Source organism: Chryseobacterium gleum (genome assembly GCF_900636535.1).
GTDB classification, from domain to species: Bacteria; Bacteroidota; Bacteroidia; order Flavobacteriales; family Weeksellaceae; genus Chryseobacterium; species Chryseobacterium gleum.
In genome coordinates, this window is the sequence record NZ_LR134289.1 from 3,954,993 (window position 1) to 3,972,677 (window position 17,685).

9 protein-coding genes are annotated in these 17,685 nt (G+C 36.7%); 5 read left to right on the forward strand and 4 right to left on the reverse strand.

Annotated elements, in window-relative coordinates; translation table 11 throughout:
* Nucleotides 1-207: 207 nt before the first annotated feature.
* The 4 genes from EL165_RS17925 to EL165_RS17945 are packed head-to-tail and all read right to left on the reverse strand — an operon-like array spanning nt 208 to nt 9,324.
* Complete coding sequence (locus EL165_RS17925; protein WP_002982999.1) at nt 208-759, reverse strand: sel1 repeat family protein; 552 nt, start codon at nt 757-759, stop codon at nt 208-210.
* Nucleotides 756-7,874, reverse strand: coding sequence for an RHS repeat-associated core domain-containing protein (locus EL165_RS17930; RefSeq protein ID WP_002983001.1), 7,119 nt, complete (start codon nt 7,872-7,874; stop codon nt 756-758). Before EL165_RS17930 ends, EL165_RS17925 begins: the two co-directional genes overlap by 4 nt.
* On the reverse strand, nt 7,837-8,304 hold the full coding sequence (locus tag EL165_RS17940; protein WP_041461975.1) for a T9SS type A sorting domain-containing protein: 468 nt from the start codon (nt 8,302-8,304) through the stop codon (nt 7,837-7,839). The genes EL165_RS17930 and EL165_RS17940 overlap by 38 nt, the downstream gene beginning before the upstream one ends.
* A 6-nt stretch (nt 8,305-8,310) precedes the next feature.
* Nucleotides 8,311-9,324 carry a coiled-coil domain-containing protein gene (locus EL165_RS17945; RefSeq protein ID WP_002983006.1) on the reverse strand — a complete coding sequence of 338 codons (1,014 nt, stop codon included), beginning with the start codon at nt 9,322-9,324 and terminating at the stop codon, nt 8,311-8,313.
* A 380-nt stretch (nt 9,325-9,704) separates the two neighbouring features.
* Here EL165_RS17945 and EL165_RS17950 point away from each other — a divergent pair, with 380 nt between their 5' ends.
* The 5 genes from EL165_RS17950 (at nt 9,705) to EL165_RS17970 (ending at nt 17,683) form a co-directional block, all read left to right on the forward strand.
* Nucleotides 9,705-10,025 carry a DUF6660 family protein gene (locus tag EL165_RS17950; protein WP_002983009.1) on the forward strand — a complete coding sequence of 107 codons (321 nt, stop codon included), beginning with the start codon at nt 9,705-9,707 and terminating at the stop codon, nt 10,023-10,025.
* A 148-nt stretch (nt 10,026-10,173) separates the two neighbouring features.
* The gene (locus tag EL165_RS17955) at nt 10,174-14,535 is read left to right on the forward strand and encodes a CusA/CzcA family heavy metal efflux RND transporter (RefSeq protein WP_002983012.1); all 4,362 of its coding nucleotides are present in this window, start codon (nt 10,174-10,176) and stop codon (nt 14,533-14,535) included.
* A gap of 1 nt (nt 14,536) precedes the next feature.
* On the forward strand, nt 14,537-15,766 hold the full coding sequence (locus tag EL165_RS17960; RefSeq protein WP_002983014.1) for an efflux RND transporter periplasmic adaptor subunit: 1,230 nt from the start codon (nt 14,537-14,539) through the stop codon (nt 15,764-15,766).
* 123 nt (nt 15,767-15,889) lie between these two features.
* The gene (locus EL165_RS17965) at nt 15,890-16,771 is read left to right on the forward strand and encodes a bestrophin family protein (protein ID WP_002983017.1); all 882 of its coding nucleotides are present in this window, start codon (nt 15,890-15,892) and stop codon (nt 16,769-16,771) included.
* Nucleotides 16,772-16,786: 15 nt separating this feature from the next.
* Nucleotides 16,787-17,683 carry a cation diffusion facilitator family transporter gene (locus tag EL165_RS17970; RefSeq protein ID WP_002983020.1) on the forward strand — a complete coding sequence of 299 codons (897 nt, stop codon included), beginning with the start codon at nt 16,787-16,789 and terminating at the stop codon, nt 17,681-17,683.
* Nucleotides 17,684-17,685 lie beyond the last annotated feature (2 nt).

The following is a 17,685-nucleotide window of genomic DNA, read 5'->3' on the forward strand; positions in this document are numbered from 1 at the left end:
AGCATCTCTTTAAAGAAATTTTTAATTACCACAAGATTAGGGAACTTTGCGGGAGAGGGTTAATATTTGTTTACTAAACTATAAAAGACTTTTTCTATATTGGGTTTTAGTATTATAGTTTCTTTTTACTCCAACCCCACAGATAATTCCTTTGTCTTCAGGAGTTGCTAATTTTTAGAAATTGGTACTAATTCCAAGATTACACTACTATAATCTTTCTATTTTTTTCTTCAACTCGTCAGCTTTTTTAACATCTTTCTCAATACCAATTCCGTTCCTATAAATCTCTTGAAGCTTGGACATACAATTAATATCATTTAAATTAGCTCCCTTTTCCAAATATTTTAAAGCCTCAGACTTTGCCTTTTCATTAATTTTTGCGAAATCTGTAATATCATAATACTCATTATTGTTATTCATTGCAATTATAGATTCAAAAACCATATTATATCCATCCCCACTATTATATTCGTTTGCCATAATAAGGGCGTATTTATATAATTCTTTATAATCAGAAAGATTGCCATAATGAATAATAAGCTTAACAAACGAATCAGGATCCCCTTTATTAATCACATTTTTTTTATATTCTTCTATTTGAAGCCTATTAAATGCTGAAGTTGTATCTATTATGATTTTCGCTGTATCGGGTTTAACCATTAATGTTGAATCTGTATTTTCTATAATATTTTTTTTATTCTTATTGCTACAACTAATTATGAAAATTAAAAGCAATGAATTGATTATTATTTTTCTCATTTTTTATAAAAGTATTTATCATATATCCCTCTTATATTTTGCCCATTGACAAAATAATTCCATCTTCCTGGCTTAATTAAATTATATTGACCTGCAACTCCGCTCCATGACCCATTTCTCGCAGCAACATAATAATTATTCGGTGCCATAACTGTAGAAAACATAAAAGATTTCGAAATTCTACTTGCAATACCATTACTTTTTCCACCAGTGTTACAAGACATTAATTCTATTTTTATAGCACCTCCATTTTCTCTGTAGTTTCTCCATGTTGGGCTTCGTTCCATTAAAACTCGATCAAATTTCTCCGGTGTATCAATCCAATATCTGTCTGCTCCTTGTATACCTTTTGCATTTCCATGTGCATAAATCCTAATCGTTCCTTTTGGAACACCCGGATCGTTTTGTGCAACTTTATATAAACCGCCATCTCCCTCATTAAACCAATTTAATACATCTCCTTTATTATCATTAGTTGCTCTTCCAGAACTACTATCAGCATCAGCATAATCTAATCCTGTATCAATTCTATTCATTACATGACTAAACCCAGCAACAAACCCTCCAATAGCAACTCCTTGCCAGAAGTTTCCTCCAGTAAGTTCAGAACCTACACCTCCTAAAATAGCACCAGAAGCAATCGTTCCTACTGCGCTGCTAGCAAATTTACCAGCAACAGCACTAAATGCCGATGCACCGTAGCTTCCCAAAAGCCCTGAAACAAAAGCGCTTTCAAAACCTTGTCCCTGTACTAAGGATATGATTCCCTGTGCTAAAGCATGTGCCGTTCCCTGTACCAAAATAGTTCCCAATTTCCCAAGCTCTGTTGCAATTTGGGTAGCAGTACCAGCCGAGGTGACAAACACACTTCCTATACCATAGGTAACAGCCGCAGAGGCTGCACCAAATAATGTAGATTTAAAGAAGCCGCCCAGATCCCAGTCTTGTCCACTAATCGAAGTCATAATCGTATAGCTGAATGATGCTACCATAGCTCCGATAATCACTGCTGATAAAAATGCAGATTCAACGATCCATTCTCCACTAGGGTCGTTAAACATCAATGGATTATTGAACACATACCCATACTTATTGTAATTTTGGGTATTATAAGGATCCTGTATATTTTCATCAGCATTTAAGAACCTTCTTAATAACGGATCATACAGTCTCCCGTTCATGTGGATAATGCCTACTTCTGCAAAATGTTCATGTGAAGTGTAACCTCTTTCTACTAATAACGAAGTGCTATCAATTATATTTTTATCGGTAATAATTGCTCCGCTTCCAATTTGTAGATGAGTGAAGTTTCCCCATGCATCAAAATGTCTCTGCTCTAGCTTGTTTCCAGCTTCATCACTGATCGCTAAGATACTGCCAATATAATCTTTGTGCAAGAATTTATAAGAACCTCCCGTTTCATTATAATTTTTAAGATAGATGATATTGCTTTCATAAGGATTTCCTCCGATATACAGAATATGCTTTTCTTTTCCGGTTGTATTATCTCTTACAATTTCATAGCTTCCATCCTCACTATAGAACTTGGTGAATTTCCCATCTCCGTCAATGCTGAAGTTCCCTCCATACGTCACTCTTTGTCTCATGCTGGTCAAGCCATACTGGAAGGCAACATCTCCTTTCATTCCATCAATGAAAACAGGGTCATTATTTTCATTATAAACAATGCTTTGGATTAGGTCATTGTTATAATTCTGAGTTCCTGCGGCATTTAATGTCATTCCTGTTGGCTGATAAATTTTAGCCGAATTTTCATACTTCATCGTTCCTACCTGATCGTTTTCCATGATCCTTCCTTTCACATCATAAATATTTCTGTTTGAAGAAGGTTTAATACCTGTTACAGGATTCGTCCAGTTGATCAATCTGTTGTTTGTATCATAATCAAACGATTCAATAATATTAAAATCTCCTAAAGTTTGCCTAAGCTTAAGCTCGTTTTTAATAGCATCGAAAGTATATCGAATATTTAAAATCCCTTGTACAGGAGAAACATGCTTGATTTCCGTTAAGAAACCAGTAGCAGTATTATATGTGTTATTAATATCCGATGCTCCTAATTTAGCTCTCACAACCTGACCTTTGGCATTGGTTTCCTTAAGTTCCCACAGGCTCTTACCCGTTATTTTGTCTTTTATTTGTGTAAGCTCTCCATTCCATGCGCTGTACACATTTTCAATCTGAACTTTTGTAAGAACACCGGAAGAATACAGCTGTTTTTCATAGGAAATTACCCTCGCTTTATCATCATAGGTAACACCTTTCTGAATAAAATATTTCCCGTTGCTGTTTTCAGAAGATGATAACACCCTTCCCTGTGGATCATAAGAAATATTTGAACTGAATGATTTTCCTTTCGAAGTTCCTGCTTTGGAAATGAGTCTTCCTTTATCATCATAGGAGAAAGAAATCAACTTATTGGTTGCTTCCCCGCCATCAGCAGTGGACAATTCTTTTAGAGAGATTAATTGACCAAGATTATTGTACGTATATTCTTTAGTTCCTTTTGGACTTATTGTTTTCTTTGGTTGTCCGAAACAATCATATTCATATTTATATAATCCGTTGGAAGGATCATTGAACTCTGATTTTCTTCCCCAAGAATCATATTTTGTGGTGACAATATTTTCTGCATACTGAGCTTTAATCTGTTCTCCGGCTGCATTGTAAGAAAATTGTATCGTTCCGCCTTTATCTGTTGAAGAAATTACATTTCCTAAGGCATCGGTTGTTTTGGTTGTTATTCTTCCATAATCAGCAAGGTTTGATTCTTTTACTGTTGTTGTCAAACCTGATACCGAAGTCTCCATTTGCTTTCCAGTATATGCCGTAGTTGTTATTTTTGCTGGGAATACGGAATCATCGTAAGCCAAAATATTCCACCCCGAAGCACTTTGCCCTTCAAAATAAGGTTCTGATTCTTTAATTTTTCTTCCTAAAACATCATACTGAGTCTCTTGGGAAACATATTGTCCTTGTCCGAATGCTTTGGTAGAAGACTTGTATTCCTGTCCTAGTTTATTGGTATATTTCTTTGAAATATCTCCATCAGAGTCGTATTGAATAACAGTAATATTTGCATTATCGTCTCTTTTATATTCATAAGTGGTTGTTCCTCCTAAGTTGGTTTTAGAAGTCAATAGTTTTCCCCAAGTATCATAAGTATTGATAAGGGTATTTCCTAAAGGATCGGTTTGTTTTTTTATTTGTCCCCAATCATTGTATTCAATATTAGTTTCTAATCCTAAATTATCTGTTTTTTGTATTACAAATCTACCTTTGGGATCATACAAAGTGCTATTGGTTTGGGTTTGGGAATCTACACTATTGCTGGTCGTTTTTCCGGTGATATTTCCAAAACCATCATAATTATAAGTTTCCAGCAAATATCCTGTATTATCCCTATTCCACGTTTTCTGTGTTTTTAAAAGATTATGTTCATACGTGTATTCTTCCTTAGCTGATTTGGTGTCACCATATGCTTGAACTGCATCTATTTTAGATTGAAGGCGACCTATATAATAATCTGCTCCAACTCCTGAAGGGTTATGACTATAATCAAAAGTAGAAGTCGTTATAGCATAACCATTACTAACATTCGTTATACTTTGCTTCGGAAGATAATAATCCCCATAGGTAATACTTCCAGTTGTGATAATCCCTGTTAAAAAATCTTTACTTTTTGTACTTTTTGGAACAAGAGCTGTTATCACCTTTGGTTTGTCGGTATCAGCGATTACCCCAGTTACGATTTGTCCGTTTAATAATTTATCGGTCTGATAAATTGTAGATTTAAAGCTTAAAAGCTGCGTATTATTCTCTGAAATATCTGCCGGGAAGATATTGTTTTCATTATTAGTTCTGATGCTCCATTCTTTTATTGTTGCGCCATCATTTAATGGATCCATTTCAATTCCTGACCATATCTTAGTATTTTCAAAACCATCGCCATACCATGAAGAACGGGAAGACTGACGGAAGCCAATCATTCCTTTGCCTTGCAAATGGCTTAAGAATCCTCTGTATCTGAAGTCCTGCTTCCTACCTTCTTGTTTAAGCTGGGATACAACAAAAGATAATGGAATCTGTTCTAATTCAAAATAAGGGAACAACTCTTTTTTTACTGGCTTGTAGAAGTTTGCATCAACATTAGAATTAAGTTCTTGATAAGAAACTTCAGTTGTAATATCACTCTGTTTAATAAATTTAATTCTTGCTAATGAAGGGGTATATGAATATCCATATTGAGTAACATAATTGTAAGGACATCCTATTACACCTGAGCAGTCATCAGGCTTTCCTATTGATATAATTTGCTGATTCGTTTTATTTAAACTTAATGTTCCGAAGGGAATAACTTTTTGGGCATATTCTCTCCTCCAATCCCTAACTCTATAAAAATTTAAATCTCCATTGGTTTGAATAGGTGAACTTTGTAAAAAAGCACTGTCTCCTCCTGCGCTTGAATAGAAAGCTTTGGCAAAATTTGCAGTATTATCCGTTGTTGTCTTATTAACTGAATAAACAAAAGTACGTAAAACCGTTTTTTCTTCATCATGGTGTTGATTCCATTCATGGTTTGTCAAAAATATGTAACTAACAATAATATCTGATTTGCCATCTGCATCTAAGTCTGCAACATTATATTGAAAATATCTGCTATCTGAATATGAACAACCTCCTCCTGATTCCACTACATGGTGACTTGTTTCCTTCAGTACTTCTGTCCCGGAACTATAGTAAATGAAATTATTGATATAGGATTGATTAAACTTCTTTCCATCCGAAAGAAATAAATTCCAGTTATAGGACTTATTAGCTTGAGGAACTAAAGCATCTACCTTATTGTCTCCATTAAAGTCACCATATAGAGTGCCGGAAGATATACCTTCCAGTTTCTGTCCGGAAAATTCTCCAATATTTACTTTCGTATAAGCTCCAGCAGTTTGTTTACGGAAATTATAGACACCGGTAATAGTACCATCAAATTTTATTTGTACAATATCTTGTATACCATCTCCATTCAAATCAATATAGTGGTTGTCTTTGTTAGGGTCTCCTGAACCATTAACACTAACTCCTTCATCATATTTGTAAATACTATTGCTAACATCTGTATTTTCATCAATATCCATAATAAATGATGAATAGTATGTGAAATTATCTACAGTGCCACCATCGGGAGGGATAATATAATTGGGAGAATTTTCTGATTCCATTTCAGCAAGAATATCGCTTCCGTATTCTACATTTGAAGAATTAATGGAAGGATGCAGAAGAGATGGTGTTTCACTGATGGGACTTATACTGCTGCTAGAAATGGAATTTGGTTCTAGTGGCGGGCTTGTACAACGATTTCGTTTGCCAAATCCTATCATTAGTTCGGAAATACCATCTCCATCATAATCATAGCTGTCTAAATAGTTTACACTTAGTTGTGATGTTTCTATACATTCAGTGCCTCCACTTAATTCTCCTCCAGGATTGTATATATTATATGGTATTAATTTTGAGAATTCTAGTTTAAAATTTAGACCAGAAACGTCTATTGAATATACCAGAAGCTCATAGTTGGGTTTCTTAGGATCTGAAGTTGCTACTTTATGTGGTATTACAACACCTAATTTATTTTTCACATAGCCATCTTTCTTAAAAGTTATAGTTGCTGCTTTTGCAAATTCACTTGATGTAAACCGATTAAGCTCATATTTTAACGGCATAATTGGCACATCTTTATATACTGAATTCCTGAAGTTAATAACCCCTACCTGCACAGAGCCGGCAGTTCCAGGGGTAGGAATATATTCAAGATAGTCAGTAATACCATCCATGTCAAAATCACCATATTTTTTTGTATTTGTATTTGCAATATTGTTTTCTTTAGTTGTTTCCTCATTGCTTGCTTGATAAGGTTCGTATTCTATGGTGATTGGATTGGCAAATTGATCATTGGAATTGTATTCTGTTACTTTGCTTACAAACTGATAACTTGTTCCATTATCTGCATAGGTAATTGCATATCTTTTAAATTGGGTTTCATTAGTTTTTACAATAACCTCTTTTAGTAATTTATTTTGTATAAACTTAACACCGTTTAAATAATTTGTTTCTTTTAAAAATCTTTCATTAAAATAATTGAATTCAATTTTATTGAAATGTGGCTTGGTTATCTTTTCATTTCCTCCCCATTCTATAGAAGAGATTAAACTAACATTGGTTGATACTTCTTGAGAATAGTTATAAGTGATATAATTTCCATTTATATCTTTCCATTTTACAATATTATAATCAACAGGAGTGATTGATGTGCTGTTCCCTGATGTTATAGCTCCATACCATGCTTGGGTTCCGTCTTCAAAAGTGACTTCCCAGTATTCAGGTCCTTTCCATAATTGCCCTGTAATTGCTCCAAATGATTTTATCTTGATATTGGAATATTTCTCAGTCACATATTCTGCGCCGTCTTTGCCATATTCTCCAGATTTTAATATCAATCGCTGTCCATTAAAACTATAATAATCAGAATAATCCAATTGTATTCCTTTTACCTCTCCATCCTTTTCAATATTCTTGCCAACTCTTGAGATTGTCGTAACCCCGGAAAGATTCCAAGAATATCCTGCAATCCCATTAGAAGAACCGCTGGTATACACTAAATTAACCTGAGGTGCTACGCTTTTCACCCCAGGAGGCAAAGCAATAGGTAAAGTAAATTGTAATTGCCCGGCTCCGTTAACTTCAATATTACCCTTGGTATCATGAAAACTCTTTCCATCTGGAGCTGTCGTTCCCGATGGATTAGTTGCTCCCGCATTTGAATCTGTGGGACCACCGCCCGGATTCTCTGTAGCTGGGCCAATTTTAGCTACGAATGGATTCGATGAACTTGAAGAAGCACGAAATCCCGGTGCCAGTACCACTGTTTGTGGATCCTGAACCGTTCTTGAGGTACTTTCTGCCTGATATAGTATGGTCTGTGAAAAGCCCAATACTGAACATAAAGACAGTATGAATGATGAAAATAGTTGTATTTTCTTATAGTAAAGTTTCATGATCTTATCGTTTGGTAATGTTTTTACTGAAAATTCTGCCATCTTTTAGCGTAAAGCGTACAACATACACTCCCCAGTCATACCCTGTCATATTGATTTTAACCTGACGGTTTAAGTCCGGGATATTCTGTTGCTGGAATTTCCAGTGAACTGTACTGTGCTGATACAATGAAACGGATTCTATGAGTCCATCCACCTCTTCTGTCCAATCTATCGTAAGATAGTCATTAACGGGAACCGGGTAGAGGCGTATTTGTTTCAGGAATGTTTTTTCATCAATAACAGGAGTTTGTCTGGTAACAGCTGCTACTTTTGAATCTTTTGAAACGATTTCTTCAGCCTTTTTACCAGCTGCGTCGATTCCTCTGTATCTCTGGTTTCCTGCTTCATCATATTTAAAGTAAACTTCGGTTTGGGAAAAGCCGAAGAATCCTATCATCAATGATGATAGTGAGAGTATTTTTCTTTTCATTTGTGGTTATTTTTGTGTTGATAAAAGTTGTTGAACCTGTTGTTCCAGTTTTTCAATTTTTGCAGACTGAACTTTTAAAGTTTTATTTTCATCTTGAAGTTGCTTTAGTTGTGCTGCCTGATGCTTTATTTGTTTATTCTGGTCAATTGAATAAAGTGTTAATTCTTCAATCTTCTCAAGAAGCTTGGAATTCATTTCAGCAACGTTAATTCCGTTTTCGAGTATTTCCTGGGCAGCCGGAATATTAGGCAAATGTCCTTTTTCAGTAATATGTTTCTCAACATCCTCTAAAGATTTTAATTGATAATCTTTTTTAAAGACATAATCTGCCCATACATTGGCTTTCACTTCAATTTCTTTAGCGTGGATTTTACCATCAAATTTGGCGATTCCATTGTTGAGAAACTTAATCCATATTCCTCGGTAAGCATCCTGAAATCCTACGAAGGAATTTCCATCATTATTATTATTAGGCTGAGCAATAATAATATTATGAGTCTGTCCTAGATTTCTTAAAACCGTATCACCTGTCGTCCCTCCGTAGCAACCATTACATCCAGATTTGGCAATTTGAAATGTTCCATATGAATTGGCAACTTCCATCATAACATCATCTTTATCATATATCCTTAATAAAGCAGCAGTATTTGTATCAGGATCATTATTACCAATTTTCACTTTTCCTTCACTTGATTGTATGAGCAGTTTGCTCCAGTTTCCCCATTGGGTATTTGTAAATAAACCATTTCTATAAAAAATACCTCCATCATTAAAGTTAAGCTGATGACGTTTATTCCCTGAATTATCAGACCAAGGGGCAATTGTTAACATACCTGAATAGTTTCCTGTTCCAGGAACTCCTACTACATCTCTGAATTTAAATTCTGCCTTAACTATATTACTATAGGCTGAGGGTAAATCATTGATAGTTCTAGTATCATGAATGGTTAGACCTGCTGCATTTTGTGCGAAAGTAAATGATGACACTAAAAGTGCAATCGAAAATAATTGTGTTTTCATAATTATTAATTAAAATTTATTTTGTAAAACTATATCTGCAAGGCGACAATTGGTGTCGTGTTTAATAATAATTTTATCAGCAATTGATAAATACCTTTTAATGGGTTATTGTTTTATTTGCAAATTTATAAAATTTATAGGGTATTTTTGGTTTTAGATTTACATATTAATATATTTTAATATAAATCGTTTACTTTTATATTTTATTTAATGAATATTTTGTTTTGTTGTTTTTTTTATGGTGACAAATGCCTATATGGTGAATTTTTTTAGCCAAAATCTGTTTTATCAAATTAACTGTAGCTAAAAATTTAGGCTTTTTATGAGCCGGTTATATAAAAAAGATCTCGACTTTACAAAAAATCTCTATCTTTGTAACAATGAATCTCTTAAGATGGATACTGGCAATTTACTTTATGGCGTTATCATTAATGCCATGTGCTGACGTGTCTCATCCGCAGAATTCAGGGAAAGTAGCTTCCCTGAGTGTTCAGGAAAATCACTCAAATGAAAAAGGAGATATCTGTTCTCCGCTGTGTGCCTGCAGCTGTTGCCAGATGACGGTTTCAGCATTTAAGATGGATCCGTTATTGGAAATTCCGGAGCAGGTCCCGGCTTACTTTTCAAAGAAGATCTTATTCCATAAAAACGATTTTGCTTACCAGGTTTATGATCCTATCTGGCAGCCTCCTAAAGTTTAATTTTTATTGATTTTTCAGAAAGTTTTGCTTTCTGATAGTTATCTGTGCTTAAAACTTTGCAATACCATTGCAGAGGTTTTCAGGATATTTTTGCTGCAGCATTTTACGCTGTATGCATTCACTTTTCAATAAAAATTAAATACAAATCGTGTTAGATAAAATTATAAAATTCAGTATCAAAAACAAGGTGATCATTGGATTGATGACCCTGGTGCTGATCATCTGGGGAACATGGAGTGCCACCAGATTACCGATAGATGCTGTACCGGATATTACCAATAACCAGGTACAGATTATTACCGTATGTCCTACATTGGCAGGACAGGAAGTGGAACAGCTGGTTACCTTTCCAATTGAACAGAGCATTGCCAATGTTCCCGATATTCAGGAGACAAGAAGTATTTCAAGATTCGGCCTCTCTGTAATTACCGTGGTGTTCAAAGAAAATGTAGATGTGTACTTTGCGAGACAGCTCATTAATGAACAGCTGAAAAATGCAGTGGAAGAAATTCCCAAAGGAGTAGGAACTCCTGAACTTGCTCCCGTAAGTACGGGCCTTGGAGAAGTGTATCAGTATATTCTTCACCCTAAAAAAGGAAGCGAGAAGAAATACAATGCCAAGGAACTTCGTACCATGCAGGACTGGATTGTCCGAAGACAGCTGAACGGAACGCCGGGAGTGGCGGAAATCAATAGTTTCGGAGGTGAATTAAAACAGTATGAAGTCGCTATTGATCCCAATCGTTTAAAAGCAATGGGAACCAGCATCACCGAAATTTTTACAGCACTTGAAAAAAATAATCAAAATACCGGAGGAGCTTATATTGATAAAAAGCCCAACGCCTATTTCATCCGTGGAATTGGTTTGGTAACTTCACTTGAGGATATCAAAAACATTGCTGTTAAAAATGAAACAGGGAGCGTCCCGATTTTTATAAAGGATGTTGCCGATGTCCGTTTAGGCAGCGCCGTTCGTTACGGGGCATTAACATATGACGGAAAAGTAGATGCTGTAGGTGGTGTGGTGATGATGCTTAAAGGGGCCAACAGTAATGAAGTAGTAAGCAATATTAAAGCAAAAATTCCCACCATTCAGAAATCTCTTCCGGATGATGTGGTGATAGAACCATTCCTTGACAGAACAGATTTGGTAGATAGGGCAATCAATACTGTAGAGAAAAACCTCATCGAAGGAGCCCTGATCGTTATTTTCGTTCTGGTGATTTTTCTTGGAAACCTGAGAGCAGGACTTATCGTGGCTTCGGCCATTCCGCTTTCCTTATTGTTTGCTTTGGGAATGATGAACGTTTTTGGGGTAAGTGCCAATCTGATGAGTCTTGGAGCTATAGACTTCGGATTGATTGTAGACGGAGCGGTAATTATTGTAGAAGCTACTTTACATCATTTGGGTGTCAGAAAATCTGTCCGCGCTTTGACGCAGTCCGAAATGGATGAAGAAGTATTCCTTTCTGCATCAAAAATCAGAAGCAGTGCCGCTTTTGGAGAAATCATCATCCTTATTGTATACATTCCGATTCTTACATTGGCCGGCGTAGAAGGAAAAATGTTTACTCCAATGGCTAAAACAGTAGGATTTGCCATTCTGGGAGCATTGATTCTGTCACTAACCTACATTCCGATGATGAGTGCCCTGTTTTTATCCAAGAAAATATCCCATAAAGAAACTTTCTCTGATAAAATGATGAACCGCCTGCAGAAGATCTATCAGCCATTATTGCAGAAAGCAATCAAAGTAAAATATATCATTGTTTCCGCAACTGCTGTAGTCTTTCTTATCTCTGCTTTTATCTTTAAAAATATGGGTGGGGAGTTTATCCCGCAGCTGCAGGAAGGAGATTTTGCTTTCCACTGTATTTTACCGCAGGGTAGCTCATTGAGTCAGAGTATAGAAACCTCCATGCAGGCATCAAGAATTATCAAACAGTTTGATGAGGTGAAAATGGTCGTCGGTAAAACAGGTTCTGCTGAGGTACCTACAGACCCAATGCCACCTGAAGCAACCGATATGATTGTTGTGTTAAAACCACAAAGCGAATGGAAAACCAAAAAATCTTATAATGAACTGGCTGATGAGATCAGTGAAAAACTGGAAACGATTCCTGGAGTATTCTTTGAAAAAAATCAACCTATCCAGATGCGTTTCAATGAGCTGATGACCGGAATCAGACAGGATGTTGCCGTAAAGATCTTCGGGGAAAACCTTGATTCTCTTGCCATATATGCAGATAAAGTTGGGAAAGTCATTCAGACTGTTGATGGGGCTACAGCTCCTCAGATTGAAAGAGTGAGTGGTCTTCCGCAGATCAATGTACAGTATGACAGAACAAGAATTGCCAATTATGGATTGAATATCGAAGATGTCAATAATGCAGTAAGCACGGCCTTTGCCGGAAAAGCTGCGGGTCAGGTCTTTGAAAATGAGAGACGCTTTGACCTGGTAGTTCGTCTCGACAGTCTTCACAGAACAGACATTTCAGACGTGAATAACCTGATGATTACATCTGCCAGCGGAGCACAGATTCCATTATCGCAGGTGGCTAATATTAGCTACAAACTTGGACCGGCACAGATCAGCCGTGAACAGGGAAAGCGTAGAATTGTGATCGGATTCAATGTGAAAGACAGGGATGTGGAAAGTGTGGTGAAAGATATTCAGGCAAAACTGGATAAAATGAAACTTCCTTCCGGATACTACTTCACCTATGGAGGGCAGTTTGAAAATCTGCAGGAAGCGAGCAAGCGTCTGATGATTGCTGTTCCCGTATCGTTGCTTCTTATTTTTATGCTGCTGTATTTTACATTCCGCTCATTTAAACAGGCTGCATTGATCTTTACTGCGATTCCTATGAGTGCTATAGGTGGAATATTTGCGCTTTTATTAAGAGATATGCCATTCAGTATCAGTGCCGGAATCGGGTTTATTGCACTTTTCGGGGTAGCAGTACTGAACGGAATTGTTTTGATCGGGACATTCAACCAATTAGAAAAAGAGGGTGAAACCGATATTCTGAAAAGAGTATTTGAAGGAACAAAAACCAGATTAAGACCTGTATTAATGACCGCTACAGTAGCTTCGTTAGGATTCTTACCGATGGCTATTTCCACCGGAGCAGGAGCAGAAGTACAGAAACCTCTTGCTACAGTAGTGATCGGAGGTTTGGTAACAGCAACTTTCCTTACGCTATTTGTTTTGCCGATGCTGTACATCATTTTTAACACAAAGATTTTGAAAAGAAAAAAGAATAATACAGGAATGTATACTGCGATCCTTGTCGTAGGGTTTATGATGCTGGGACAGACCTTCAAAGCACAGTCCAGAACGGTTTCTGTAGAACAGGCAGTAGAGCAGGCTTTGAATAATAATCTGACTTTGCAGTCAAAAGACTTAAGCATTAAATCCGCTGAAGCATTAAGACCTACGGCAAAAGAACTTCCTAAGTTAAGTTTTGAAGCTCAGCTTGGGCAATACAACAGTCCGAAATTTGACCAGTCATTTGCAATCTCACAAAGTATTCCTTTTCCAACACTATTTAAAGCAAGAAAAGACTTAATCAATGAGAATATTAAAAGCAAACAGATTGATAAGGAAATCACAGCGAATGAACTGATAAAACAGGTGCGTACCTACTATTATCAGATTGAATATCTCCAATATAATAAAGCCGAGCTGACCAGCCTGGCCCAATACTATGAGGAATTTATAAGAATTGCTTCCGTGAGATTCAAAGCAGGCGATATCAAAAAGATTGAAATCAGTACTGCAGAAACACAAAAAGGAGAAATTGATCTGCTGCTCAGACAAAATGAAGTCTTTCTGAACAATGCGTATAAGAATTTAAAAACCCTTATGAACACTTCAGAAGATATTGAAGTCCCGTTTAATAAAGACTATATTCCTCTGAAAGCGGAAAGTGTACTCGACAGTACAGTTGTTGCCAACAATCCTGCTGTAAAAGCTTTTTATCAGCAAATGGAAATTGCCGAAAAAAACAAAAAAGTTGAAAAATCGCTTGGGCTTCCCGATTTCAGTCTGGGATATACCAATCAATCGTTGATAGGTTTCCATACCATCAACGGGCAGGAGAATTTTTATAATTCCGGAAAGCGTTTTCAGTCAGCAACAGTAGGAGTAGCGATTCCGTTGACATTTGGAGCTACAAAAGCAAGAATCCAGGCATTGGAATATGAAAGGCAGGTTGCTGAAACCAATGCTAAAATGCAGCAAAAACAGCTTTCTGCACAATTGGAAAATGCTTTTAGCCAATATCAGCAGGATATCCAGCAATATGAATATTACACAGGTCAGGCGCTTCCTAACGCTGAAAAAATTGTAAAAGCAGCACAATTAGGATATAAAACAGGCGAAATTTCCTATGTAGAATATCTTTTTGCCCTGCAGACTGCCACCAATATTCAGTTAAAATACCTGGAATCTATCCAGCAGGTAAACCAATCTGTCGTTACTATTAATTCAATCATCAATAAATAACATGAAACTAAAACACAATATCATATATCTTGCAGTCACGGCCCTGTCGATCATAAGCTGCGGAAAACAGGAAAAAGAAACGGAAAATGCTGATGTAAAAACTGAGCAGTCCGAAAAAGGCCATGACGAAGAGCCCCAAAACATAGCTTCTCTTACAGAAGAACAAATGAAATCTGTAGGAGTTGCTTTGGGAACTGTAGAAATGAAAGAACTTACTTCTACGATAAAAGCAAATGGTTTGCTGAGTGTACCCAACAGCAATAAGGCTACCATCACATCTCTTTATGGTGGAATTATTAAAACCATAAATATTCAGGTAGGAAGTATTGTAAAAAAAGGGCAGGTAATTGCTACTATTGCTAACCCGGAATACATCCAGCTTCAGGAGGATTATCTTACCACCAACAGCAGAATTACCTATGCAGAGCAGGAATACAGAAGACAGAGAGAACTTTTTGATAATGATGCAGGGGCGAAGAAAAACCTTCAGAGTGCCGATGCAGAACTTAAAACATTAAGAACAAAAAGAGCTTCTCTTTTGAAACAGCTTCAGATGATGGGAATAAGCCCGGGAAAAGTCAGCAATGGCAATATGAAATCCGGTCTTGTGATCACAGCACCTATCAGTGGAACAATCAGCAGTATTACTGCACAGATAGGAAGCTATGTTGATATTTCTTCTCCGGTGGCAACAGTCATTGATAACGGTTCTATTCATCTTGATCTTCAGGTATTTGAAAAAGACCTTCCTAAAATGAGGGTAGGGCAGATTGTTCATTTTAAACTGACCAACAATCCGGAAACTGAATATGATGCAAAAATTTACAGCATAGGATCTTCTTTTGAGAACGAAAGTAAAACCATTTCTATGCATTGCGAAGTGATTGGAAACAAATCCGGACTGATCGATGGAATGAATATTACGGGAATTGTAAGCCTTGATAAAAGTACAACACCAGCCGTCCCTACAGAAGCCATTGTAGAAGCAGACGGGAAGTATTATGTGTTTATTCAGACTGATAAAAAAGTAGAAGAAGAACATGAGGAAAAAGGAAAACCACATCCGAAAACCTTAAACTTTGAAAAAATAGAAATAGTAAAAGGAACAACGGATATGGGATATACTGCGATAACTCCAGTGGGAAATATTCCTGACAATGCAAAAATTGTAGTGAAAGGAGCCTTTTTTGTGAACGCAAAACTGGTAAATTCCGGGGAGCACGAACATTAATGAAAGCAGCCGGAACCCGTAAAATGTCGATTTTTATCCTTACATTAGAGCTGTTTACGGAATTTAAAAACGGCAGGAAAAAGTAAAGAGTATCTCACCGAATTTTTAATAAATGACCTGATTATGTTACTAAACAAAAAAATATCAGTCTGGTATTTCATCCGTGAAATAAAAACCCAAATTCTGCTGATCGGAATATTTGCTATAGCCATTGGTCTTTTGGACGAATTGCCATGGTTCCGCAAAATCTCACTGCCTTTGAATATTCCGGCATTATTGGGAACAGCGGTATCATTGCTGCTGGCGTTCCGTACTTCCCAGTCCTATGAAAGATGGTGGGAAGCCAGAACAGTCTGGGGAGCTATTGTAAATGATTCCCGAACTTTTGTAAGACTGATTATCCAGTTTATGCCGGCAGGTAATGATAAAATAATCAAAGAATTCGCAGAAAGACAGATCATCTGGAACTATGCTCTTGGAGAATCTCTGAGAAAACTACCATTTTCTGAAAAAGTTCAGCAATATCTGGATAAACATCAGATCAAAGCTGTCAATATTCCCAATGCAATTCTGGACGAACACTCCAGACAACTGAAAGAAATTGCAGCTTCGAAAGGATTAACGGATTTTCAGCAGATGCAGCTGAATGATATCCTCACAAGACTCTGCGACAGTATGGGAAAATGTGAAAGATTGAAGAATACAGTTTTTCCACGTTCTTACAGTGTTTTAGTACATATTCTGATCTATGTTTTTGCGGCCATCCTTCCGTTTGGACTTGATGATTCACAGCTGTTGGTAGAAATTGCAGTGACTTTTCTGGTTCCGGTGACTTTCATTGCGATTGAAAAAACATCCATCATTATGCAGGATCCTTTTGAGAATGGTCCTGTAGATACTCCGATGACTTCTCTGGCGCAAACTATAGAAATCAATATCAGACAGATGATGGGAGAGCAGAATGTTCCGCCCAAAAAAGAGAATACATCTTATTATGAAATGTAAATAACCATACACCCTATGGAAAATATACCAACACAAACAGTTTCTGCAGGGAGCCGGCATAAAAAGAACCTGCTCATTGTACTCTGCCTTAGCGGAACTTATCTCATTGCTGAGGTAATAGGAGGAATAGTAACCAACAGTCTTGCGCTGCTGGCCGATGCAGCTCATATGCTGACCGATGTGGTAGGATTATTGTTGGCATTTATAGCCATTAAAATAGGAGAAAGAAAAGCAGATCCTTCCAAAACATATGGATATTACCGTACAGAAATATTGGCAGCAGTAATCAATGCTGTTGTATTGCTGGGAATTTCAGTCTATGTTTTATTTGAAGCTTATCAGCGGTTTCAGAATCCGCCTGAAGTACAAAGTAAATCAATGCTGATTGTAGCAGGAATTGGGTTGATTGTCAATATCGTCGGAATGGTAATCCTGAGAAAAGATTCAGAAAGCAGTCTTAATATGAAAGGTGCTTATTTTGAAGTCCTTTCAGATATGCTTACTTCTGTAGGAGTAATGATTGCCGGAATAATTATGCTGACAACCGGCTGGTACTATGCTGATCCTTTAATTTCAGCTGCCATCGGACTACTGATCTTCCCGAGAACATGGAGACTCCTGAAAGAAGCCATTAATGTTCTGCTGGAAGGAACTCCAAAAGATGTTGATATCCATGAACTTCGTGAATCATTGGAGAAAACTCCTGGTGTGAAAGATGTTCATGATCTGCATGTATGGTCGCTAACATCCAGTGTGAATGCGATGAGCGTACATGTTGTAAAAGAGAACGGATATTCACAGAATCAGTTATTAAAAATATTGAAGGATACTACTGTGAATAATTTTAAAATAAGTCATACCACTTTTCAGATAGAAGAAGAAGGCTATGAAGAAAATGAAGTCCATCTGTAACC